A 22,641-nucleotide genomic window follows, 5' to 3' on the forward strand; every position below is an offset into this window, starting at 1 on the left:
CCAATTTTTGGATAACGGGGTTGCGCGCCGCTGGGGTCGAGGTGCGGTCCCCCGGGCCCTACCTTGGTTGGGAGGAGGCGTGAGGTGCTCCTGGTGGTGACGGACGCAGGAGTGCGACGAGTAGCTGCCGCGAGGAACGAGTGACGGCGTATCGAGACGCGGCGACGTACCCACCACCCGTTGTCCACAGCCCGTCCTCGCTCCACCCCGAAGTGTCGGAGGTCCCGTGTTGAATACAGAACATGGAACTCGGGACCGCCTCGCTCTTCGACCTCCCCGCCACCCCGCGGGTCGAGGCCCGCGAGCCGGCCGCGCCCTCACCCAACGATGAGCTGCTGGTCGGGATCCGTGACGCGCAATCGGTGATCACTGAGCAGGAGATCGTGAAGGTCAAGAAGATCGCGGACTGGGCCCTCCTCCACATCGTGTCCGATGAGTCCGCTGCCGCCACGATCACCGAACGGGGCCTGGACACCGGCCTTCCCGTCGCGGGACCGGGCGCACCCCTGATCAGCGACTTCGCGGTCATGGAGCTCTCCGCACTCCTGGGACGCAGCCTGGATTCCGGGCGCAGCTACATCGGCCAGGTCCTCGAGCTCTCCCACCGCCTGCCCCACACCTGGGACCGCCTCCTGTCCGGGGACGTCCCGGTCTGGAAAGCCCTCCGCATCGCCGACCACACCAGATGCCTGCCCATGGATGCTGCCGCCTACGTCGACCGGCACCTCGCACCCTTCGCCCCCACCATCACCTGGATCCAGATCCAACGCCTCGTCGAAGAAGCCCTGATCCGGTTCGACCCCCAAGCAGCGGAGGAGAAGCGGAAGAACGCCGCCGAGCACCGCGGTGTCGACCTGGGTCTGGACAACGTCGATGCCACCGGCATCGCCTACGGAACCACCGCCCTGGACGTCGAGGATGCTCTCGACCTCGAACAAGCCATCCAACGCCGCGCCACGCTCCTGGGCCAGTGCGGCGACCACGACACCCTCGACGTGCGTCGTGCCAAAGCCCTCGGCGAGCTCGCCCGCGATGACCTGATGCTCGACCTACCCCTCGCCGACCCCGTCACCGGGGAGATCACCCGGGTCATCCCCGGGCGGACCACCGAGATCGTCTACCACCTCTCCGCCGACGCCACCCTCACCCGCCACGGCAACCACCCCCTGCTCCCCGGCCACCTCACCGACATCCTCAGTGACGTCTCAAGCGACGCGAAGGTGACGATCAGGCCCGTCCTCGACCTGGCCGGGCACCAGCCCGTGGACGCCTACGAGATCCCCGACCGGCTCCGCACCCAGGTCCAGCTCCGCGACCCCCACTGCGTCTTCCCCCACTGCACCAAACCCGCCCAACGCTGCGACCTCGACCACATCCACCCCCACCACACCGGCGGCCCCACCTGCCCGTGCAACCTCGCCCCCCTCTGCCGAGGCCACCACCGCATGAAGACCGCCCACCACGCCACCTACCAGGTCCTCCACCCCGGCACCTACCACTGGACCCTCCCCACCAGCAGCTACCTCGTCGACCCCACCGGCACCCACCCCCTCACCACCCACCCCCACACCACCGACCCACCCCACCACTGACCACCCCACCACTGACCACCCCACCACTGACCACCCCACCCCACACCCCGCCACCCAGCAGCAATGGCGGGGCTACAGGCACGCCCGGGTCCGCCGAGCCACGGAGTTCGTCCTTTTGGCCGATCGACAGCGCAGATGTGGTTACGTACCGTCAACAGCCCCATCCACGAGGAGCCCCCGATGTCTCGACGAGGTGCCGCTGCCTTTCTCGGCCTGGCGGTGGCCGCTGGGTCACTCTCCGCGGTCCTGGTGCCCGAGGCCGATGCCACGCCCGCCCCATCCTCCGCGCACGCCGCGGGGCCGACGCAGCAGCGGGCCACGTTCGCCGGCGTCAACGACCGGATCGCCTACGTGAAGCACTACCGGGTGCTGCACACGCCCGGCCCTGACGAGCGCTCGGACATATTCACGGTGCGCCCCAACGGGACCGACGGCAAGCGCCTCACGCGCTCGCACGACGTCGGACTGCCGATCTGGGCACCCTCCGGTCGTCGCATCGCCTACCAGCGGCCGGACGCGGTCTGGGTGATGAAGGCAGACGGGTCGGGCAAGAAGAAGGTGGCTGACGGCGACCTCGTCGGCTGGATGCCGTCGGGCAAGCAGATCCTGGTGGTGCGCAACATCTCCGGTGTGCCCGAGGGCACCGACCCGACCTGGGTGCTCCACACCCTCGCCACCGGCGAGGAGGAGTCGCTGCCGATCGACCTGCCGCTGGTCGCCGACCTCGAGGAGCCCTACGACAACTACGACGAGTGGAGCATCGCGGCGGCACCGACCTTGTCGCCGGACGGCGAGACGCTCGCCTTCGAGATGCTTCGCGACGACTACGCCGACGACGGCTACGACTACTACTTCGGCTCGTTCTTCACGATCCGACTCGACGGCACCGACCTGACCCGGGTCGGTCACTACACCTACAGCTTCGGCGGAGCGAGCTGGTCACCCGACTCCGACGAGATCGCCTACTGGGAGTCGGAGCCCCGCGCGTTCTGTGACGGGAGCATCAGGTCCTACCGCCTCAACGGCAACGTCGGCTCGGTGTCCTACTCCAAGGGCTGCCCCGAGGACCCCGACTGGTCACCCGACGGTCGCAAGATCGTGTTCACCAACGGGTCGCGCCTGCAGATCGTGAATCCGAACGGGACGCACCTGAAGACCGTGCTGCCGGCCAAGGAAGGCGTCTACCTCTACGCACCCGACTGGCGCAGGAAGCCGTAGCCGCCCTGGTCCGGCGGGGTGAGGTAGCGGCAGGTGTGGTGGGGCGCCAGCCCCAGGACGTCGTACCAGGAGAGCGCGGGGACGTTGTCGACCTCGACGTGCAGCCAGGCCGTGGTCGCGCCCTGCTCGGCGCCCCACCCGAGCAGCTCGGAGAGCACCGCGGTCGCCAGGCCCTGGCGACGGTGGGTGGATTCGACCTCGACGCCGTGGACCCCGATCCAGTCACCGTCGACGGCCGCCTCGCCGCGCGCGAGCACACCGCTGCCGTCGGAGACGGTCGCGACCGCGCGCGGCCCGGTGGCCGTCAGGTGGGCCAGGTCGGGCACCCGGCCGATCCGGCGTCGTACGGCCGAGACGCCGGCGAGACGCAGCTCGGCGTCGCCGGTCGGGTCGTGCTGCCATCCTGCGGCGGCGAACGCCTCGTCCTGGGCGGAGCCCGCCTCGACCTGGACGTACGTCGGCCGTCCGATCGTGTCGTAGAAGGACCTGACCTGGACCTCGGCCTCGGGGAAGGGGACGCCCGGGTCGCCGAAGGCGAGGCAGGAGTTGGCCCGCCGCCGGAGCCGGCCGACCGGTGCGGTGTCGGTGCGCAGCACCCAGTCGCCGAGCGGTCGTGTCGTGACGGTCGACCAGAGCGAGGCGGCGTGCAGCTCCGCGTCGCGCGACGAGACGCGCATCCGGACCGACGGCCGGGGCGGGACCGGCTTGCCGGACACGATGTCGGCGAGCGCGATCTCGACCGGATCGCCCGTCTCGGGTTGGACGACGCACCGGCCGTCGCCCCACGCCAGGCACACGCCGAGCAGGTCGGTGAGGGCCGGACCGCCGCTCGGACCGGTCTCGCCGCGGACCAGACGACGGACCACCACGCGCTGCCCGACGACGTGCGGCCCGAGGAGGTGCCGTCCCGTTTCCCGAGGGTCGTGCTCCGTCGTCACTCCCGGGATACTAGGCTGCGTGCCGACATGAAAACGTTTCGTGTCCGCATCCGCTCTGCAGTCATCAGGAGGATCCGGTGACCTACGTCATCTCCCAGCCCTGCGTCGACCTCAAGGACCGTGCTTGCGTCGACGAGTGTCCCGTCGACTGCATCTACGAGGGCAAGCGGATGCTCTACATCCACCCCGACGAGTGCGTCGACTGCGGCGCGTGCGAGCCGGTCTGCCCCGTCGAGGCGATCTTCTACGAGGACGACGTGCCGGAGGAGTGGAAGGACTACTACGACGCCAACGTCAAGTTCTTCGACGACCTCGGCTCGCCCGGCGGCGCGGCCAAGATGGGTGAGATCGACAAGGACCACGAGTTCATCGCGGCGCTCCCGCCGCAGAACCAGGACCACTGATCGACCCGGTGGCCCACCGGGTCTCCGCTCGGCTCCCCGACTTCCCGTGGGACCGGCTGACGTCGTACGCCGAGCAGGCGCGCGCGCACGCTGACGGCATCGTCGACCTCTCCGTCGGCACCCCTGTCGACCCGACCCCCGAGGTTGCCCAGGCGGCGCTCCGCGCGGCCGCCGACTCGCCGGGCTACCCGCTCACGATCGGCCTGGCCGAGACGCGGCAGGCCGCCGTCGACTGGTTCGCGCGCCGCCACGGCGTGACGGGCCTGGACATCGACCAGGTGCTGCCGGTCGTCGGCTCCAAGGAGCTGATCGCCTCCCTGCCGCTGCACCTCGGCGTGGGTCCGGGTGACCTCGTGGTCTTCCCCACGCTGGCCTACCCGACCTACGAGGTCGGCGCCGCGCTGGTCGGAGCGCGCACCCTGGCCACCGACGCGCTGACGGCGCTCGGGCCGGAGACGCCACGGCTGCTCTGGATCAACTCCCCGTCCAACCCGACCGGCCGGGTGCTCCCGAAGGAGCACCTGAAGAAGGTCGTCGACTGGTGCCGCGAGCGTGGCGTGCTCCTGGTGTCCGACGAGTGCTACATCGAGTGCTGCTGGGAGGCCGACGCCCTCTCGGTGCTGCACCCCGACGTCTGCGGGGGCAGCCACGAAGGCATCCTCGCCGTGCACTCGATGTCCAAGCGCAGCAACCTCGCGGGCTACCGCTGCGCCTTCGTCGCCGGCGACCGCGCGGTGGTGGCCGAGCTGCTGGCGGTGCGCAAGAACCTCGGGCTCCAGATGCCCGGTCCGCAGCAGCGGGTGCTGGCGGCGGTGCTCGCGGACGACGAGCACAGCCTGGAGCAGCACGCGCGCTACGCCGCCCGCCGCGCCACGCTCCGCGCCGCGCTCGAAGGCGCCGGTTTCACCATCGACCACTCCGAGGCTTCGCTCTACCTGTGGGCGACGCGCGGCCTGGACGGCCCCGACTGCTGGGCGACCGTCGCCGAGCTCGCCGAGCTCGGCATCCTGGTGGCTCCCGGTGCGTTCTACGGCGCCGCGGGATCGCGCCACGTGCGCGTGGCCTTCACGGCCACCGACGAGCGGGTCGCCGCGGCCGCAGCTCGGCTCGCGACCATGTCCTGAGGAGCTACCGTCGGCGCATGCGCCGGTTGCTCCTCGGGATCGTGCTGATCGTGCTGTGTGCCTGCGCCGCCTGTGACGACGGCGGCGACGGCGGCGACGGCAGGGGCGGCAGCGGCCCCGCTGCGGACCCGAGCGCCCCGGGTGACCTGCCGACCAGCGCCACGGAGCCGGCGGTCCCGCTGCCGGACGGCACCGAGCTGCGCTACGTGCTGCACGCCCCGCCACGGGCCGGCCGGCTCGGTCCGCTGCCGGTGGTGCTCGTCCTCCACGGCAATCCCGGGACACCCGAGACGATGGCCGAGGCGACCCGCTTCGACGCCCTGGCCGACCGGGAGGGCTTCCTCGTCGTCTACCCGGACAACTACGGCGGACCGGACGAGGTCCCCGCGCTGCTCGACCGGCTGGCCGAGGAGTGGAGGATCGACCAGCGGCGCATCTACGCCGCCGGTTTCTCCCGCGGCGCGACCGCCGTCTACGACCTCGCCCGCAGCCAGGCGGACCGGATTGCGGCGTTCGCACCGGTGAGCGGGGTGAGCGACAGCGGCTTCGACCTGCTGCGGGTGCCCTCGCTGATCACCTTCCAGGGCACTGCCGACGACCTCGCGCCGGGCTTCGCACCCGTCAACCGGCAGTGGGCGCGGGCGGCGGGCTGCCGCGCGGCGCCGGCTTCCGCCGTACGCCTTGGGGCGCGCAGGGCCCGCCTGACCGTCGAGCAGTGCGCCCGAGGGGCGGAGCACGTCGTGTACGCCGTCGAGCGGATGGGCCACGAGTGGCCCCGCCCGGCGACACGCCTGGTCTGGGACTTCTTCGTGGCCCACCCGCTCGACAGGTGAGGGACGGACGCGCTCAGCGGTGAGCCGTGATGGTGGGGCTGAAGTCCTTCTTGCACAGCGAGGTCCGCTTCACCTTGGCGTAGAACTTGCCCTCGGTGCCGGTGTTGCCGGTGTTCCAGCTGCCGTCCTCGTCGGCGGTGTCCATCGCGAAGCGGATGTCGTCGCCGCCGCCGCGGGTGCCGACCTGCTTGTAGACGATGACCGTGCGCCCGTCGACGCAGGATCCGAGGGTGCTGCTGACGTGGCCGGAGAGGTCGGTGCCCTCGGCCTGGATCGTCACGGTGGAGTGGGCCAGCGTGGTCGCGTGAGCGGCGCCGGGGGTGGCAGCGACCGCAGCGGCGGCAGCGAGGCCGAGGAGGGAGCCGGTGGCGGTGCGGAGGGCGATGGTCTTGGCGTTCATGGTCGTGCCTTTCGGGAGGGGGTCGGTGGTGTTGTGCCGTGTGGATGCAGCCCGACCGGCCCCGAGTTCCCGGATCCCCGAAAGTTTTCTCTACCCGTGCCGGCGGCTCACCCGAACACGTCGACGTGGACGTGGTCGCGGTGCTCGAGGATCTCGATCGACCCCGACCGCTCCGGAGGGTCGTAGTCGCGCCAGCCGTCGCGTCCGGCCGTCCAGATCCGGTCGTCGAAGATGACGGTGCGGATGTCGAGCCGGGCCGCGTTGCCGACGAGGTAGTGGGCCATCGCCCAGCCGCGGACGTTGTTGGACTCGTTGACCGGGCGGTAGAAGATGTCGATGGCGCGGCCCTCGTAGTGGGCCGATCCCTCCATGTGCCCGTCGGTCACCCCGCCCGGCGCGAAGCCGCCGAGGTCGAGGTCTCCGAAGCGCTCCAGGACGTCCTCGCGTACGGCGTCGGCACGCGCCGTGAGCCCCGAGTCGAGCAGGTCCTGATCGGCCGACGGCGCGCCGCCGTCGAGGTCGCAGGTGAAGCTGGCGGGGGAGTAGCCCGTCAGGGCGGACGCCAGGGCGCGGGCGTCCTCCTCGTGGTCGGCGTAGGCGCTCGGGTAGGCCGATCGCTGCACGTGCTGGGCCGCCTCGGTGATCTCCATGTCCTCGTAGCCGTCGACCTTGACGAGCGCGTCGTAGAAGGCGTTGGTGGCGTACTCGGGGTCCTGCAGCTGCTGCACGGTGCCCCAGCCCTGGGAGGGCCGCTGCTGGAACAGGCCGACGGAGTCCCGGTCGCCGTAGTCGATGTTGGTGAGCTTCGACTCCTGGAAGGCCGCCGCCAGGGCGATCGACACGGCGCGCGCGGGCAGCCCGCGCCGCACGCCGATCGCGGCGATCAGGGTCGCGTTCTCGGCCTGGTCCCCGGAGATCTCCACGTGGTGGCCGGCGACAGTGGCGCTGCAGTCACCGCTCGGGCCGGACACGATGTCGTCGACGGCGTGGAAGACCGCGAAGCCGACCGCCGCGACGATCGCGAGGGCGCCCAGCCCGACCACGATCGCGAATGCACGCCCCCTCATGCTCCGAGTGTCCGAGACGGGTGGTGAGGACCGAGGCGCGACGCGCGGTCAGTTGGCATGCAGGGCGGCGTTGAGGGTGATGCCCTCGCTGTGCCACGGCACCGCCTCGACCGCCCCGGACTGGCTGTTGCGGCGGAAGAGCACGTTGCTCGCGCCGGAGAGGTCGCGCGCCTTCATCACCCGCGGGTCGGCGCCCGGCACGTGCACGAGCACCTTGGTGCCGGCGGTGACGTAGCAACCGGCCTCGACGACGCAGTCGTCGCCGAGCGAGATGCCGACGCCGGCGTTGGCACCGAGCAGGCAACGCCGGCCGATCGAGACGACCTCCTTGCCACCGCCCGAGAGGGTGCCCATGATCGAGGCGCCGCCGCCCACGTCGGACCCGTCGCCCACGACGACTCCCGCGGAGATGCGGCCCTCGACCATCGACGCACCCAGGGTGCCGGCGTTGTAGTTCACGAAGCCCTCGTGCATCACGGTCGTGCCCTCGGCCAGGTGGGCGCCCAGGCGCACGCGGTCGGCATCGGCGATGCGGACGCCGGTCGGGAGCACGTAGTCGACCATGCGGGGGAACTTGTCGACGCCGTACACCGTGGCGTTGAGGCCGGCGCCCCGCAGCCGCGCGCGGGTCGTCTCGAAGCCGGCGACGGCGCAGGGTCCGGCGCTGGTCCACACCACGTTGCCGAGCAGCCCGAAGATGCCGTCGAGGTTGACCTCGTGAGGCTTCACGAGGCGGTGGGAGAGCAGGTGCAGCCGCAGCCACACGTCGGTCGCGGAGGCCGGCGACGCCGAGAGGTCGGCGATCTCGACGAGGGAGACCCGCTTCTCCACCGCGCGGACCTTGTCGCTGCCTTGGAGCGTCACGAGCTCGTCGGGCGCCTCGGCGCCGTCGGGCGCCTCGCCGAGCGCGGGCGCGGGGAACCAGGTGTCGAGCACCGAGTCGTCGGACGCGTAGGTCGTCAGGCCGTAGCCCCAAGCAGCAGTCACGTGTGCTGATTCTATGGGTACGCCGCCCGCCCCTGCCGTCGCCGTCGGTTAAGAACGTTGGGAAACCCCACGAACGGGGACAGGGGACCCTTACCGTCGGGCGGTGCCCCGACGCCTGCTCGCCCTCCTGGCCGCCCTCGCCTCGCCGCTCGTTCTCCCGGCAGCAGCGCAGGGCTGGCCCACGACGCCCCCGACGCTCTCGGCTCCGGGCGCCAACGCCGCTTCCCCGGTGACCGACGTTGGCCCCGGCGGCGACGCGGCGTTCGCGTGGCTGCGTCAGGACGCGGACGGGGACTGGCGGGTCCAGCTGCGGGTGCGCCGTGGCAGCACCGGTGACCTCGGCGCCACCCAGACGCTGTCCATGGCCGGCCGGGACGCCACGGCTCCTGCCGTGGCGGTCGACGGTGCCGGCCGCGCGATCGTCGTGTGGGGGCAGCACGACGGGGCGACGGGGGACTACATCGTGCTGGCGCGCGTCCGGGACGTCGACGGCACCTTGTCGACGTTCCGCTTCCTGAGTGCGGGGGTCGGCGCCGGAGCGGCCACGCGCGCCCCGGCCCCGGAGGTCGCCGTGGGACCGTCGGGCGACGCAGTGGTCGTGTGGCAGGCGTCGTTCGCCGGCACCTACCGCGTGGTCGCGCGCACGATCACGGCCGCCGGATCGGCGTCGGCGGAGTGGCAGTCGATGTCCCGCGACGGAGTCGCCGACGGGCCGCTCGCCCTCGCGGTGGACGGCGACGGCACCGCGGTGGTCGCGTGGACCCGTGCCGACGGCACGGACACCCGCGTGGAGGCCCGCACGCGCAGTGTCGACGGCGCGCTGGGCGCGCTCCGGGTCCTCACGCCGCAGGGGCAGGAGGCGAGCACGCCGGCCGTCGCGATCAGTCCCGACGGGCACGCCGTGGTCGCCTGGGCCCGCGAGAACGCCGACTACACCTCGCTCCACGCCCGCTTCCTGACGCTCGTCGGTGGCGGCAGCACCCTCGGGCCCGCCCGCCGCATCTCGCTCAACACCCATGACGTCGACGACGACGCGACCACCGGGTGGGGCGAGGTGGGGATCAGTGACAGCGGAAGGGCCGTGTTCGCGTGGCAGGAGGACAAGTTCTGCTGCGGCACGGAGGTCGTGCTGCGCGACATGGAGGCAGCCGGCGACCTCGGTCCGACCGACTACGCCCGCACCACGACGACCGCCCGTCAGCCGCACGTGGCCGTCGCTCCTACCGGTGCCGCCGTGGTGTCGTTCACCCAGCTCGACGAGACCTTCTGGGAGCGCATCGTGGTGCGGACGCGCTCGGTGTCCGGCCTGCTCGGACCGGCCCAGGTGGTGTCGGCCTTCGGACGGGACGCCTTCGACAACGACCTCGCGATGAACGACGCCGGCCTCGCCGCGGTCACCTGGCTCCGGGAGGACGGCACCTCGGAGCCCACCTGCTGCGACCGGGTCCAGTACGCCGTCGGGCCGTAGTCGCGCGTCGGACCTCCTGCTCGGCTGCCGCGAACGATCTGGTTGGCGATCGGTGGGGCCGACGCCGTACGCTGGGGACACAGGCGCTCGAGCCGTCATCAGCGGCGAGCCCCGGGAAGAACGGTTCCGCCGGCGCGGGGGGCCCAGTAGAACCCGGCGGGTAGGCCCGTCACAGCCGACAACGAGTGGTCCCGCAGGGGCAATCGAGGTGGTACCGCGGCGAGAGTCGTCCTCGGAGCAAGCAGCCGACGACAGACCCACCGCAGGAGACCTGAGCCGATGACCTATCCCAAGGTCGCCAACGACGCCACCGGCGTCCCGTCCGCGCCGCGCTTCCCCGACATCGAGGAGCGGGTGCTGGCCCACTGGGCCGAGGACGACACGTTCCGCGCGAGCGTCGAGCAGCGCGACGCCGGTCCCGGAGGCGCCAACGAGTTCGTGTTCTACGACGGCCCGCCCTTCGCCAACGGCCTGCCGCACTACGGCCACCTGCTCACCGGCTACGTCAAGGACATCGTGCCGCGCTACCAGACGATGCGCGGCAAGCGCGTCGAGCGCCGCTTCGGGTGGGACACCCACGGTCTGCCCGCCGAGCTCGAGGCGATGCGGCTCAACGGCATCAAGACCACCGACGAGATCGTCGAGATGGGCATCGACAAGTTCAACGACGCGTGCCGCGCGTCGGTGCTGAAGTACACCGGCGAGTGGCGCGAGTACGTCACCCGCCAGGCGCGCTGGGTCGACTTCGACAACGACTACAAGACCATGAACCCCGAGTTCATGGAGTCGGTGCTGTGGGCCTTCAAGAGCCTCTACGACAAGGGCCTGGTCTACGAGGGCTTCCGCGTGCTGCCCTACTGCTGGAACGACGAGACGCCGCTGTCCAACCACGAGCTGCGGATGGACGACGACGTCTACCAGGACCGGCAGGACCCCTCGGTCACGGTCGGCTTCCAGGTCACCTCCGAGGGCCCGTTCCTCGGTGCCAAGGTGCTCATCTGGACCACCACGCCGTGGACGCTGCCGAGCAACCTGGCGGTGATGGTCGGGTCCGACATCGACTACGTCGCGGTCGCCCACGAGGGCGAGCGGCTCGTGCTCGCCGAGGCCCGCCTGTCGGCGTACTCTCGCGAGCTCGGCGACGGGCCCGAGGTCGTCTGGCGCGGCAAGGGGGCCGAGCTGGTCGGGCTCACCTACGAGCCGCCCTTCTCCTACTTCGCCGGCCATGCCCACGCCTTCCGCGTCGTGGCGGCCGACGAGGCCGTCACGACCACCGACGGCACCGGCCTGGTCCACAGCGCCGGCGCGTTCGGCGAGGTCGACAAGGAGGTGACCGACCGGGAGGGGATCGAGCCGGTCATGCCGGTGGGCAAGGACGGACGGTTCACCCACCCCGTCGACGAGTACGCCGGCATGCTGGTCTTCGACGCGAACCTGCACATCATCGACCACCTCAAGGCGGCCACCCGGGGCGAGGCCGAGCACGGCGCGGTCACGCCCGGCACCGTGCTGGTGCGGCGCGAGACCTACACGCACTCCTACCCGCACTGCTGGCGGTGCCGCGAGCCCCTGATCTACAAGGGCGTCGAGTCCTGGTTCGTCGAGGTCACCGCCATCAAGCAGCGGATGCTGGAGCTCAACGAGCAGATCCGGTGGGTGCCCGAGCACATCAAGCACGGCCAGTTCGGCAAGTGGCTCGAGAACGCGCGTGACTGGTCGATCACCCGCAACCGGTTCTGGGGGAGCCCGGTGCCGGTGTGGAAGAGCGACGACCCGACCTACCCGCGGATCGACGTCTACGGCTCGTTCGAGGAGATCGAGCGTGACTTCGGCCGGCTGCCGCTCAACCAGGACGGTGAGCCCGACCTGCATCGCCCGTGGGTCGACGACCTCACGCGCCCCAACCCCGACGATCCGACCGGCCGGTCGACGATGCGCCGCGTCGCCGACGTGCTCGACGTGTGGTTCGACTCGGGCTCGATGAGCTTCGGCCAGGTGCACTACCCCTTCGACAACGCGGAGTGGTTCGAGCAGCACTTCCCGGCCGACTTCATCGTCGAGTACATCGGCCAGACCCGCGGCTGGTTCTACACGCTGCACATCCTGGCGACGGCGCTCTTCGACAAGCCGGCCTTCTCCTCCTGCATCAGCCACGGCATCGTGCTCGGCTCCGACGGCAACAAGATGTCGAAGTCGCTGCGCAACTACCCCGACGTCGCCGAGGTCTTCGACCGCGACGGCGCCGACGCGATGCGCTGGTTCCTGATGGCGTCGCCGATCCTGCGCGGCGGCAACCTGGTCGTGACCGAGCAGGGCATCCGCGACGCGGTCCGCCAGGTGATGATCCCGCTCTGGAACACCTGGTACTTCTTCTCGCTCTACGCCAACGCGGAGGGCTACGAGGCCGAGATCGGCAGCGCGGCGTCCGTGGGCTCCCGCGACCCCCTCGACCGCTACCTGCTCGCCAAGACCCGGCAGTACGTCGAGCGGCTCACCGCCGAGCTCGACGACTACGCGATCGCGGATGCCTGCGAGACGACGCGCGGCTTCCTCGACGTGCTGACCAACTGGTACGTCCGCCGCTCCCGCGAACGGTTCTGGGACGGCAAGGCGGAGGCGTTCGAGACCCTCGCCGCCGTGCTCGACGTGGTCTGCCGCGCGGTCGCGCCGCTGCTGCCGCTGACGACGGAGGAGGTCTGGCGCGGTCTGACCGGTGGCCGGTCCGTGCACCTGACCGACTGGCCCGACGCTTCGACGCTGCCCGGCGACGATGCGCTGGTCGCGGCGATGGACCAGGTGCGGGAGGTCTGCTCGGCCACCTCGGCACTGCGCAAGTCCGGCGGTCTGCGCAACCGGCTGCCGCTCGGCTCCCTCACGGTCGTCGTCGACGACCCGGCATCGCTCGCGGACTTCGCATCGATCGTGGCCGACGAGGTCAACGTCAAGGACGTGCGCCTGCTCGCGGCCGACTCGGCCGAGGCGGGCGCCTACGGCGTCTCCCAGCGGTTGACGGTGAACGCCCGCGTGGCGGGACCGCGCCTCGGGAAGGACGTGCAGACGGCCATCAAGGGCTCGAAGTCCGGCGACTGGGCCGTGGCCGAGGACGGCACGGTCACCTCGGGGGGGCTGGCGCTGGTCGAGGGGGAGTACACCCTCGAGACCGTCGTCGGGTCCGACACCGAGGGCACCGCCACGGGCATGCTGCCCGGCGGCGGGTTCGTGGTGCTCGACACCGTCGTGACGCCGGAGCTCGCCGAGGAGGGGGTCGCCCGCGACCTGGTGCGGGCGGTCCAGCAGGCCCGGCGCGACGCCGGTCTCGACGTGACCGACCGGATCGTCCTCATCCTGGGCGGCGCGCCCGCTGTGCTGGCGGCCGCCCGCGCGCACGAGGACCTCATCTCGAAGGAGACGCTCGCGACGACGTACCTCGTCGAGGCCTCGGCCACGGGCACCGGCGTGACGGTCGGCGACGGTGACCAGGCGATCGTGTCCGTCGTCCGCGCCTGACCCGTGACGGCGTCCTGATGAGCCCGGACGACCGCACGGTCGTCGTCGACTCGCTCGGCGTCGGCGTCGCGACCGGGGCGTACGGCGTCTCGTTCGGTGCCGTGGCGACGGCCTCCGGTCTCGACGTCTGGCAGGCGTGCGCGCTGTCGCTGCTCGTCTTCACGGGTGCGTCGCAGTTCGCCTTCGTCGGCGTCGTCGCGGCCGGCGGTGCCCCGCTCACCGGCTCGTTGACCGCGGTGCTGCTCGGCAGCCGCAACGCCTTCTACGGGGTGGCGCTCGCGCCGTCGCTGCGCCTGCGCGGATGGCGCCGGCTGCTGACCGCCCAGCTGGTCATCGACGAGTCGACGGCGATGGGGCTCGGCCAGGAGGACGCGCGCCGCACGCGGCTCGCCTTCCGGCTGACCGGGTGGTCGGTGTTCGTCCTCTGGAACCTGATGACGCTCGTGGGCGCCGTCGCGGGGGAGGCGCTCGGCGACCCCCGCACGTTCGGGCTCGACGCCGCCGTGGGCGGTGCGTTCCTCGCCCTGCTGTGGCCGCGGCTGACCGGCTGGCCGCAGCGCGCCGTCGCGATCACGGGCGCGGCGGGGGCGACCGGTCTCGTGCCGTGGACGCCTGCCGGTGTGCCGGTGATCGTCGGTGGCGCGGCGGCCGTCGTGGTCGGGCTCCTCCTCGCCCGGCGCAGGGGGACGGCCTCGTGAGCGCCCTGTGGGTGGCCGTCCTGGTCGCGGCCGCGGGCTGCTACCTGCTCAAGGTCGCCGGGCTGTCCGTCCCCCAACGGGTGCTGTCCCATCCCGTCGCCGAGCGGGTGGCCGACCTGATCCCGATCGGGCTGCTCGCCGCCCTCATCGCCGTCCAGGTGCTCGCCGACGGCGATGCGCTGGCGATCGACGCCCGGCTGCTCGGGCTCGCCGCCGCCGTGATGCTCCTGCTGCTGCGGGCTCCGTTCCTCGTCGTGGTCTTCGGGGCTGCGGCGGTCGCGGCTCTGGCCCGCCTGATTGGATGAGGGCATGCCGACGATCGACCTCACCGCTGACGCCGTCACCCTCACCCGGCAGCTCTGCGACATCGAGTCGGTGTCGCACGACGAGCGGGAGATCGCCGACGCCGTCGAGGCCGCCCTCCGGGGTCTGTCGCACCTCACCGTGGAGCGGCGGGGCAACACCGTCGTCGCGCGCACCGAGCTGAGCCGACCGAGCCGGGTGGTCATCGCCGGCCATCTCGACACGGTGCCGGTCAACGCGAACTTCCCGAGCCGGCTCGACGAGGGCACGGGCATCCTGCACGGGCTCGGCACCTGCGACATGAAGGGCGGCGACGCGGTCATCCTGCGTCTCGCGGCCACCGTCACCGAGCCGGTGCACGACCTCACCTTCGTGCTCTACGAGTGCGAGGAGATCGACTCGAGGTACAACGGGCTCCGGCTCCTCAGCGAGTCGGACCCGCACCTGCTCGAGGCGGACTTCGCGGTGCTCATGGAGCCCTCCAACGCGGTCGTCGAGGCCGGGTGCCAGGGCACCCTCCGCGTCGACGTCCGCACCACCGGGGAGCGCGCGCACTCCGCGCGCAGCTGGAGGGGGAGCAACGCGATCCACGCCGCGGCCGACGTGCTCGACCGGCTGCGGGCCTTCGAGGCGCGCAAGCCGGTGATCGACGGGCTGGAGTACCACGAGGGACTCAACGCGGTCGGCATCAGTGGTGGCGTCGCCGGCAACGTCATCCCCGACGAGTGCGTGGTGACCGTCAACTACCGGTTCGCGCCCGACCGGTCGGAGGAGGACGCGCTCGCCTTCGTGACCGACTTCTTCTCGCCGTACGACGTCACGCTGACCGACACGGCCCCGGGTGCGCTGCCGGGCCTCGACCGGCCCGCGGCGAAGGCGTTCATCGACGCCGTCGGAGGTGAGGTGAACCCGAAATTCGGGTGGACGGACGTTGCACGGTTCACGACGCTCGGCGTGCCTGCGGTCAACTTCGGACCGGGCGACCCGATGCTGGCGCACAAGCAGGACGAGCACGTGCCGGTCGCGCAGGTCCAGCGCTGCGAGGACCAGCTGCGGGCTTGGCTCACGTCCGGCTCCGTCGAGAAGGGGAGTGGCGAGTGAAGGCGAAGTTCAAGGGCCCGGTCATCCAGCGCCGGTCGCAGATCGACGGGTCGACCACCGACCAGCGACTGCTCGACTCGCGCGGGCCGACCGACTGGGTGCACACCGACCCGTGGCGGGTGCTGCGCATCCAGTCCGAGTTCGTCGAGGGCTTCGGCACGCTCGCCGAGCTGGGTGCGGCGATCGCCGTCTTCGGCTCGGCCCGCACGCCGGAGGACGACCCGGCCTATGCCCAGGGCATCGAGGTGGGCCGCAAGCTCGTCGAGGCCGGCTTCGCGGTGATCACCGGTGGTGGTCCGGGCGCCATGGAGGCGGCCAACCGCGGCGCGAGCGAGGCGGGCGGCGCCAGTGTCGGGCTCGGCGTCGAGCTGCCCTTCGAGGCGGGCCTCAACGAGTGGGTCGACGTCGGGATGGTGTTCCGCTACTTCTTCGTGCGCAAGACGATGTTCGTGAAGTACTCCCAGGGCTTCATCGTGCTGCCCGGCGGCATCGGCACACTGGACGAGATGTTCGAGGCGGTCACCCTGGCGCAGACCCAGAAGGTCACCGAGTTCCCCGTGGTGCTGCTCGGGGTCGACTACTGGTCGGGCCTGATGGACTGGCTGAAGGGCACGATCATGGAGACCGGGAAGATCGCCCAGTCCGACATCGACCGGATGGTGGTCACCGACGACGTCGACGAGGCCATCGCGCTGATGACGGCCGCGCGCGGCCGGCACAGCTGAGGAGAGCAGGTGCCCGAGACGATGATGTGGGTCTTCGCGGTGCTCATCGTGCTCGCGATGGGCGGGATCGCCCTGCTGGCCGCCGGCCGCGGTGAGCCGATGAAGCCGGCGTACGACGACCGTCCCGACGCGCGCGTCCCCGCTGACCGTCCGCTCGAGCCGGAGGACCTGCGCCGCGTGCGCTTCTCCCTGGCCCTGCGGGGCTACCGGATGTCGGAGGTCGACGCCCTCCTCGCGCGCCTCGCCGCGGAGCAGGAGCGCCGCTCCGCACCCGAGCAGCCGGGCGGTCGGGACGTCGAGTGAAGACCTTGGCTGCGCAGTGCCGGAGGCATGCGCGATAATGAGTGCAGCGATGCCCGCGCGGAGCGGGTGCTCACGATCAGATGGGAAGAGGGGTGCCGCATGGCGGCGATGAAGCCTCGGACCGGCGACGGTCCACTGGAGGTCACCAAGGAGGGCCGGGGCATCGTCATGCGTGTCCCGCTCGAGGGCGGCGGCCGCCTGGTCGTCGAGCTCAACGCCGAAGAGGCGGGCGCCCTCGGTGACGCGCTCAAGAACGTCGTCGGGTGACCGACACGGTTCTCCCCAGCCAGGTTTCACCCCCTGAGTTCGCGCTGAGCGAGCTCCCCCCTGCGGCCATCGTCGGGGCCGACGTGGTCGCGGTCCCGGTCCTTCCCGCTCCCCCCGCCGACGAGCCGGGCGTGCTGCTCGGTCCCGGCGCGGCCGAGCTCGAGGACGCGCTCGGGATCGAGCTCCTCGACGTCGCCGAGCTGAGCCGGATGACAGGCGCGGTCGGCGAGGTCGTCGAGCTGCCGGTGCCGACCGGCATCGCGAGCAACCCCGCACTGCGGCTGGTGCTCCTCGTCGGTGTCGGGGCGGCCCGCCCGATCGACGTCCGTCGCGCCGGCGCGGCGCTGGCCCGTGCCGCGCGCGATCGCGACGCTGTCGCCACCTCCCTCCCCGCGGTCGCACCCGACGGCGCCGACGTGCCCGGGTCCGAGGCGCTGGAGGCCTTCGTCGCCGGCACCATGCTGGGCTCCTTCCTGTTCCACTGGCGATCGGACGGTCCCGGGCACCGGCCGGTCCGGCAGGTCGTCGTCGCCACGGCGCCGGGGGCGCTGACCAGCGACCAGCCGGCGCTCGCCCGCGCGGTCGCTGTCGGCGGTGCCGGCTGGCGCTCGCGGATGCTCGCGACGGTGCCGAGCAACCTCAAGAACCCCGCCTGGCTCGCCGCCCAGGCCGTCTCGATCGCCGCCGCGGCCGGTCTCGAGGTCAGGGTCTGGGACGAGGTCGAGCTCGAGGACGAGGGCTTCGGCGGCATCGTCGGCGTCGGACGCGGTTCGGCCACGCCGCCCCGGCTGATCCGCCTCGACTACCGCCCCGACGGCGTGTCCGCGCGTGCGGCCAAGAAGCTGCCGCACCTGGTGCTCGTGGGCAAGGGCATCACGTTCGACACCGGCGGGCTGTCGATCAAGCCGGGCGCGAGCATGGCCTCGATGAAGCGCGACATGACCGGCGGCGCGGTCGTCCTGGCGACCATGGCTGCGCTCGCCGACGTCGGGTGCCCGATCCGGGTCACCGGCCTGGTCCCGGCCGCCGAGAACGCGATCTCCGGCTCGGCCATCCGGCCCGGCGACGTCCTGCGGCACTGGGGCGGGCGCACCACCGAGGTCACCAACACCGACGCCGAGGGCCGCCTGGTCCTCGCCGACGCGTTGGCGTACGCCGCCGCCGAGCTCGAGCCGACCGTCCTGGTCGACGTCGCCACGCTGACCGGCGCGATGAAGGTCGCGCTGGGCCAGCAGGTCGGCGGCTTCTTCGCCACCGACGACGCCCTGGCCGCCTCGCTGAGCGCTGCGGGGGAGCGGGCCGGTGAGCCGTTGTGGCGCTTCCCGCTCTTCGCGGGCTACGAGGACCGGATCGCGTCCAAGGTGGCCGACGCCGACAACGCCGGCGGCAGCCCCGGCGCGATCACGGCCGCGCTCTTCCTGCAGCACTTCACCGGCGGCCTGCCGTGGGCCCACCTCGACATCGCCTCGGTCGGCGACGTCGAGAAGGACCTCCACGAGTGGACCGTCGGTCCGTCCGGATTCGGCGCACGCCTGCTGCTCACCTGGCTCGGCCAGGACGAGCCGCTCGCCGGCATCACCCACGACTGAGGAGAACCATGAAGGGTCTGACCGTCCGCTGGTCGCTCGCCGACGCACCCGAGGGGGTGGAGGAGCAGCTGGCGTCGTACGTCGCCGACACCTCCCACGCCCGCTTCACCGGCATGGAGGGCCTGGCCTACAAGACCTGGCGGATGGTGCCCGGCCAGTGGTTCGAGGGCTGCTACGTCTTCGCCGACGACGCCGCGCGCGCTGCCTTCCAGGAGACCTTCACCGCCGGCGCGGCCGAGTCGCCCGGCTCCCAGATCATCGGCAGCTCGCCGGTCCTCATCGAGCCGTGCGAGATCGTGGCGATCGCGGAAGGTGCTGCCGGCTTCACCGCCGCGCCCCACGCCTGACGCGGGGAGCGCACGGGGCTGCTCAGGCGTCGGCCTCGGGGACCCATTCCTTCTTGGCGAGCAGCAGCCCGTCGCCGACCGGCAGCAGCAGCGGCACCAGGCCGTCGGTCGCGGCCACCTCCTGGACGAGCGAGCGGATCGCGACGGTCTCGTCGTCGCGCTGGGAGGGGTCGGCGACCCGGTCGTGCCAGAGCGCGTTGTCGAACGCGACGACCCCGCCCGGGCGGAGCAGGCGCAGCGCCTCGGACAGGTAGGCGCCGTACTCCCGCTTGTCGCCGTCGGCGAAGACGATGTCGTAGTGGCCGTCGGTCAGGCGGGGGAGCACGTCGAGGGCACGACCGGCGATCGTGCGCACCCGCTGCGGGGCGACGCCCTCGTCCTTGAACGACTCGCGGGCCAGGCGCTGGTGCTCGGCCTCGACGTCGACGGTCGTCAGGACGCCGTCGGAGCGCATGCCGCGCAGGAGGTAGAGGCCGGAGACGCCGGCGCCGGTGCCGATCTCGACGACGGCGCGGGCGTCGAGCACGGAGGCCACGAAGCGGAGCGCGGCCCCGGCTCCGGAGCCCACCGCGACTGCGCCGACCTCCTGCGCGCGGGCGCGCGCGCCGGTGAGGACGTCGTCCTCGGGCACGTAGGTCTCGGCGTAGCTCCAGCTGCTCGGGCTGATCGGGTCCACGGGGTCACCGTAACGGTGATCCGGCCCGGTTCCCGGGAGCCGGGCCGGGTAGTGCCGAGGTGGAACATCGGGCTCCGGTCGTTCGTTGAACCGGACGTCGCGGTCCTCAGGGACTCGTGGAGCCTTTCACAGGGATTCCTCAGGCCGCGGGCGTAGCGTCGGCGATCCGAGGGAGGCAGCACCCAGGTGCGAAGGGCGGCAGGCATGAGCGTGGAGCGAGCGGTGGAGGAGCCGGCGAGCGACCCGGTCGCCGGTGTCATGGACACCAGCGACTGGGAGTCGATCGTCGAGCAGCACTCCGACCGCGTCTTCCGCCTCGCCCTGCGGCTGACGGGCAACCGTCACGACGCCGAGGACCTGACCCAGGAGGTCTTCGTCCGGGTGTTCCGCTCGCTGCACACCTACCAGCCCGGCACGTTCGAGGGCTGGCTGCACAGGATCACGACCAACCTCTTCCTCGACCAGGCCAGGCGCCGGCAGCGGATCCGCTTCGACGCGCTTTCCGAGGAGCGCGCCGCGCGGCTCGCGAGCGCCGCTGCCGGCCCCGACCTGGCCTACGCCGACCGCACCTTCGACGACGACGTGGAGGCTGCCCTGGCAGCCCTCCCGCCGGACTTCCGCGCCGCGGTCGTGCTCTGCGACATCGAGGGCCTCGCCTACGAGGAGATCGCCGAGATCCTCGGCGCCAAGCTCGGCACGGTGCGATCACGCATCCACCGTGGTCGCGCCATGCTCCGGGCCGCCCTGGCCCACCGCGCCCCGAAGGGCGACCGCACCCGCTACGCAGGTCCCGCGCCGGCCGTGACCCCGCTGGCCTCGACGTGATCGGGCACCTCGGTGCGCGGGTGAGCGCACTCCTCGACGGACAGCTGTCGGCCGCGGAGGCGGAGGAGGCGTGGGAGCACGTCTACTCCTGCCACGCCTGCCGCGACCTCGTCGAGCGCGAGGGCTGGATCAAGACCCGCCTCGCCGGGCTGTCGTGCGGTGAGCGGTCGGCCTCGGCCGACCTCAAGGGATCCCTGCTCAACCTGACTCCGGGTGAGCGCATCCTCGCCGAGGCGAACCACGGCGGCAGCACCGTGCGCCGCGGCGTCGGTGTCGCCGTGCTCGGTGGCGGGGCGCTGGGCGCGGCGATGGTCGGCGTGCTCGCCTTCGGGCTCACCGGCGCACCGCCGGTCAACCGGCCGCCGTCGTCCCGCATCGAGACACCGGCGGTGAGTGACGGCGCCGACGACGCGGGCGACCTGCGCGACCCGAGACAGGGCATCGTGCCGCTGCGCGCGAGCAACCCCGCCGCGGTGCTCGACGACCTGAGCGGTCACAGCCAGCCGGTCGCCGCGGCCGTGCCCGCGTGGGTCCAGCACTGGATGCCGTAGACACCTCGTCCGAGGCTCAGGGTGCATCGGCGATGATGGTCCCGTGAACGACCGACCCGACCAGGACCCCGACGACGGACGCTGGGCGCCGCCGAGCGGCGACGCGTCGGCGTCGGTCCCCGCCTCGGCCCCCGACGCCACACCCGACCCTGTCCCGGCGGCCTACCCGCCGCCCCCGCCTCCGCCGCCGTCGTCCGCACCGTTCGAGACGCAGTCGTTCGAGCCGGTCGCGGTCCCGCCGCCGGGCCCCGCTGCGCCCTCGCCGCAAGCGCGTCCCGAGCGGGCCCGCACGTCCGGCTGGGTCTGGCCGCTCGTCGCCGTCGTCGCGCTCGTCGTCGGTGTCATGGGCGGGGTCGCCGGCGGCGTCGGCTACGCGCACTGGCACGACGACGACACCTCCTCGTCGGGCGGCACCACCACGGTCGGCTTCGACGACGCCGACCTCACCACCGCCCCGCCGCTCCAGAAGCCGGGCTCGGTCGCCCGTGTGGCGCAGGAGGTGCTGCCGAGCACGGTGCAGATCCTGGCGGAGTACGAGGGCGTCGAGGCCGGCGCCACCGGCTCCGGGTTCGTGCTCGACGACAAGGGAAACGTGGTCACCAACAACCACGTGGTGGCCGACGCGGCCGAGAACGACGGTCCGATCCAGGTGGTCGACCAGGACGGCAACGAGCACGACGCGACGGTCGTCGGCCGGAGCCCGGTCTACGACATCGCCGTGCTCCACGTGGCCGACTCCTCGGCGCTGAAGCCGGCGTCCCTCGGACGTTCGCAGAACCTCCGCGTGGGTGAGCCGGTCGTCGCGATCGGTGCCCCGCTCGGCCTCAGCTCGACGGTCACCTCCGGCATCGTGAGCGCGCTGAACCGCCCGGTCACGACCGGGAGCACGGCCGACGACTCGTCGTACATCAACGCGGTGCAGACCGACGCGGCCATCAACCCCGGCAACTCGGGCGGACCGCTCGTCAACCTGCAGGGTCAGGTGGTCGGGGTGAACTCCGCGATCGCGACCAACGGCGGCGGCAGCTTCGACGAGGAGGCCGGCAACATCGGCGTCGGGTTCGCCATCCCGGTGGAGCAGGTCGTGGTGACGGCCGAGCAGATCCTCAAGACCGGCGAGGCGAAGTACCCCGTCATCGGCGCGCGGGTGCAGACCGGCGGCCCGGCGCAGTACGACGGCGCCACCGTCGACGAGGTGCTGAAGGACTCGCCCGCCCAGGACGCCGGGCTCAAGAACGGCGACCTCATCACGGCCGTCAACGGCGCCCGGGTCACCGACGGCATCGCGCTCATCGTCGCGATCCGCACCCACCAGCCCGGCGACACGATCGAGTTCACGGTCGAGCGGGACGGCTCGGAGAGGAAGCTCGACGTCACCCTCGACGGCGAGGTCGGCTGACGCCTGCCCTCCCGGCGGGTCAGTCGGACAGGTCGGAGTCGACGAAGGGGTGCGTCTCGACGTATTCCTGCGTCTGCTTGTAGGCGCCCGCGATGTAGTCCTCGAGCCGGTCGGCCTCGACCCGCCACTGGCCGCGGCCGCCGATCTTGATCGCGGGGAGCTCGCCGCGCCGCACCATCGCGTAGACCTGGGCGCTCGAGGTGTTGAGCACCTCGGCCACGTCGGCGAGGGTGAGGAAGCGCGGGGTCGCGGCCATGCCCACCATCGTCGCACCCGCCCCCGACGCTACGCAGCACCGCCCCGCAGGAGCTGTGGACGG

At 72.1% G+C, this 22,641-nt stretch carries 24 protein-coding genes; 18 read left to right on the top strand and 6 right to left on the bottom strand.

The window, feature by feature from the left end:
• The first annotated feature begins 242 nt into the window (after window positions 1-242).
• On the top strand, window positions 243-1,592 hold the full coding sequence (locus ACAX67_RS07730; RefSeq protein ID WP_370703229.1) for an HNH endonuclease signature motif containing protein: 1,350 nt from the start codon (window positions 243-245) through the stop codon (window positions 1,590-1,592).
• Between the two features lie 180 nt (window positions 1,593-1,772).
• The gene (locus ACAX67_RS07735) at window positions 1,773-2,810 is read left to right on the top strand and encodes a beta-propeller domain-containing protein (protein ID WP_370703230.1); all 1,038 of its coding nucleotides are present in this window, start codon (window positions 1,773-1,775) and stop codon (window positions 2,808-2,810) included.
• On the opposite strand, the gene ACAX67_RS07740 is transcribed toward ACAX67_RS07735, so the two are convergent.
• Window positions 2,780-3,748, bottom strand: coding sequence for a GNAT family N-acetyltransferase (locus ACAX67_RS07740; RefSeq protein WP_370703231.1), 969 nt, complete (start codon window positions 3,746-3,748; stop codon window positions 2,780-2,782). The genes ACAX67_RS07735 and ACAX67_RS07740 overlap by 31 nt on opposite strands.
• Window positions 3,749-3,825: 77 nt before the next feature.
• On the opposite strand from ACAX67_RS07740, the gene fdxA reads away from it, so the two are divergent.
• Genes fdxA through ACAX67_RS07755 form a run of 3 tightly spaced genes read left to right on the top strand, consistent with a single transcriptional unit; the run spans window position 3,826 to window position 6,109 of the window.
• Window positions 3,826-4,152 (top strand): ferredoxin, encoded by a 327-nt coding sequence (gene fdxA / locus ACAX67_RS07745; protein ID WP_370703232.1) that lies wholly within the window; start codon window positions 3,826-3,828, stop codon window positions 4,150-4,152.
• An 8-nt stretch (window positions 4,153-4,160) separates the two neighbouring features.
• Window positions 4,161-5,276, top strand: coding sequence for a succinyldiaminopimelate transaminase (gene dapC, locus ACAX67_RS07750; RefSeq protein WP_370703233.1), 1,116 nt, complete (start codon window positions 4,161-4,163; stop codon window positions 5,274-5,276).
• Between the two features lie 17 nt (window positions 5,277-5,293).
• Window positions 5,294-6,109, top strand: a complete 816-nt coding sequence (locus ACAX67_RS07755) for a CE1 family esterase (protein WP_370703234.1) — start codon at window positions 5,294-5,296, stop codon at window positions 6,107-6,109.
• 13 nt (window positions 6,110-6,122) lie between these two features.
• On the opposite strand, the gene ACAX67_RS07760 is transcribed toward ACAX67_RS07755, so the two are convergent.
• From ACAX67_RS07760 to dapD, 3 genes are all read right to left on the bottom strand, one after another.
• Entirely contained in the window at window positions 6,123-6,509 is a 387-nt protein-coding gene (locus tag ACAX67_RS07760) for a hypothetical protein (protein WP_370703235.1), read from the bottom strand.
• A 107-nt stretch (window positions 6,510-6,616) separates the two neighbouring features.
• On the bottom strand, window positions 6,617-7,576 hold the full coding sequence (locus ACAX67_RS07765; protein ID WP_370703236.1) for a VldE C-terminal domain-containing protein: 960 nt from the start codon (window positions 7,574-7,576) through the stop codon (window positions 6,617-6,619).
• A 48-nt stretch (window positions 7,577-7,624) separates the two neighbouring features.
• Window positions 7,625-8,563, bottom strand: coding sequence for a 2,3,4,5-tetrahydropyridine-2,6-dicarboxylate N-succinyltransferase (dapD, locus tag ACAX67_RS07770; protein ID WP_370703237.1), 939 nt, complete (start codon window positions 8,561-8,563; stop codon window positions 7,625-7,627).
• Window positions 8,564-8,666: 103 nt separating this feature from the next.
• Here dapD and ACAX67_RS07775 point away from each other — a divergent pair, with 103 nt between their 5' ends.
• The 10 genes from ACAX67_RS07775 (at window position 8,667) to ACAX67_RS07820 (ending at window position 18,871) form a co-directional block, all read left to right on the top strand.
• Window positions 8,667-10,031 (top strand): hypothetical protein, encoded by a 1,365-nt coding sequence (locus ACAX67_RS07775; RefSeq protein WP_370703238.1) that lies wholly within the window; start codon window positions 8,667-8,669, stop codon window positions 10,029-10,031.
• A 279-nt stretch (window positions 10,032-10,310) separates the two neighbouring features.
• Window positions 10,311-13,538: an isoleucine--tRNA ligase gene (ileS, locus tag ACAX67_RS07780; protein ID WP_370703239.1), complete on the top strand. Its 3,228-nt coding sequence runs from the start codon at window positions 10,311-10,313 to the stop codon at window positions 13,536-13,538.
• A 17-nt stretch (window positions 13,539-13,555) separates the two neighbouring features.
• Complete coding sequence (locus ACAX67_RS07785; protein ID WP_370703240.1) at window positions 13,556-14,236, top strand: AzlC family ABC transporter permease; 681 nt, start codon at window positions 13,556-13,558, stop codon at window positions 14,234-14,236.
• Complete coding sequence (locus ACAX67_RS07790) at window positions 14,233-14,541, top strand: AzlD domain-containing protein (protein ID WP_370703241.1); 309 nt, start codon at window positions 14,233-14,235, stop codon at window positions 14,539-14,541. Before ACAX67_RS07785 ends, ACAX67_RS07790 begins: the two co-directional genes overlap by 4 nt.
• Before the next feature lie 4 nt (window positions 14,542-14,545).
• A complete protein-coding gene (dapE, locus tag ACAX67_RS07795) occupies window positions 14,546-15,640 on the top strand; it encodes a succinyl-diaminopimelate desuccinylase (RefSeq protein WP_370703242.1) in 1,095 nt (364 codons plus the stop codon).
• Window positions 15,637-16,365, top strand: coding sequence for an LOG family protein (locus ACAX67_RS07800; RefSeq protein ID WP_370703243.1), 729 nt, complete (start codon window positions 15,637-15,639; stop codon window positions 16,363-16,365). The genes dapE and ACAX67_RS07800 overlap by 4 nt, the downstream gene beginning before the upstream one ends.
• 9 nt (window positions 16,366-16,374) lie before the next feature.
• A complete protein-coding gene (locus ACAX67_RS07805; protein ID WP_370703244.1) occupies window positions 16,375-16,668 on the top strand; it encodes a DivIVA domain-containing protein in 294 nt (97 codons plus the stop codon).
• Between the two features lie 99 nt (window positions 16,669-16,767).
• Window positions 16,768-16,935 (top strand): DUF3117 domain-containing protein, encoded by a 168-nt coding sequence (locus ACAX67_RS07810; protein WP_091024313.1) that lies wholly within the window; start codon window positions 16,768-16,770, stop codon window positions 16,933-16,935.
• Window positions 16,932-18,524 carry a leucyl aminopeptidase family protein gene (locus ACAX67_RS07815; RefSeq protein WP_370703245.1) on the top strand — a complete coding sequence of 531 codons (1,593 nt, stop codon included), beginning with the start codon at window positions 16,932-16,934 and terminating at the stop codon, window positions 18,522-18,524. Before ACAX67_RS07810 ends, ACAX67_RS07815 begins: the two co-directional genes overlap by 4 nt.
• Window positions 18,525-18,532: 8 nt before the next feature.
• Window positions 18,533-18,871: a hypothetical protein gene (locus ACAX67_RS07820; protein WP_370703246.1), complete on the top strand. Its 339-nt coding sequence runs from the start codon at window positions 18,533-18,535 to the stop codon at window positions 18,869-18,871.
• Window positions 18,872-18,893: 22 nt separating this feature from the next.
• Here ACAX67_RS07820 and ACAX67_RS07825 read toward each other — a convergent pair whose 3' ends face one another.
• Entirely contained in the window at window positions 18,894-19,547 is a 654-nt protein-coding gene (locus ACAX67_RS07825; protein WP_527890992.1) for an O-methyltransferase, read from the bottom strand.
• Window positions 19,548-19,805: 258 nt separating this feature from the next.
• Between ACAX67_RS07825 and sigE the strand changes: the two genes are divergently transcribed.
• Genes sigE through ACAX67_RS07840 form a run of 3 tightly spaced genes read left to right on the top strand, consistent with a single transcriptional unit; the run spans window position 19,806 to window position 22,322 of the window.
• Complete coding sequence (gene sigE / locus ACAX67_RS07830) at window positions 19,806-20,372, top strand: RNA polymerase sigma factor SigE (RefSeq protein WP_370703649.1); 567 nt, start codon at window positions 19,806-19,808, stop codon at window positions 20,370-20,372.
• A gap of 20 nt (window positions 20,373-20,392) precedes the next feature.
• Window positions 20,393-20,923 (top strand): hypothetical protein, encoded by a 531-nt coding sequence (locus tag ACAX67_RS07835; protein ID WP_370703247.1) that lies wholly within the window; start codon window positions 20,393-20,395, stop codon window positions 20,921-20,923.
• A 43-nt stretch (window positions 20,924-20,966) separates the two neighbouring features.
• Entirely contained in the window at window positions 20,967-22,322 is a 1,356-nt protein-coding gene (locus ACAX67_RS07840) for a S1C family serine protease (protein ID WP_370703248.1), read from the top strand.
• 19 nt (window positions 22,323-22,341) lie between these two features.
• Here ACAX67_RS07840 and ACAX67_RS07845 read toward each other — a convergent pair whose 3' ends face one another.
• Window positions 22,342-22,578 (bottom strand): helix-turn-helix domain-containing protein, encoded by a 237-nt coding sequence (locus tag ACAX67_RS07845; protein WP_370703249.1) that lies wholly within the window; start codon window positions 22,576-22,578, stop codon window positions 22,342-22,344.
• Window positions 22,579-22,641 lie beyond the last annotated feature (63 nt).

The organism is Nocardioides candidus (assembly GCF_041321175.1).
Classification (GTDB): domain Bacteria; phylum Actinomycetota; class Actinomycetes; order Propionibacteriales; family Nocardioidaceae; genus Nocardioides.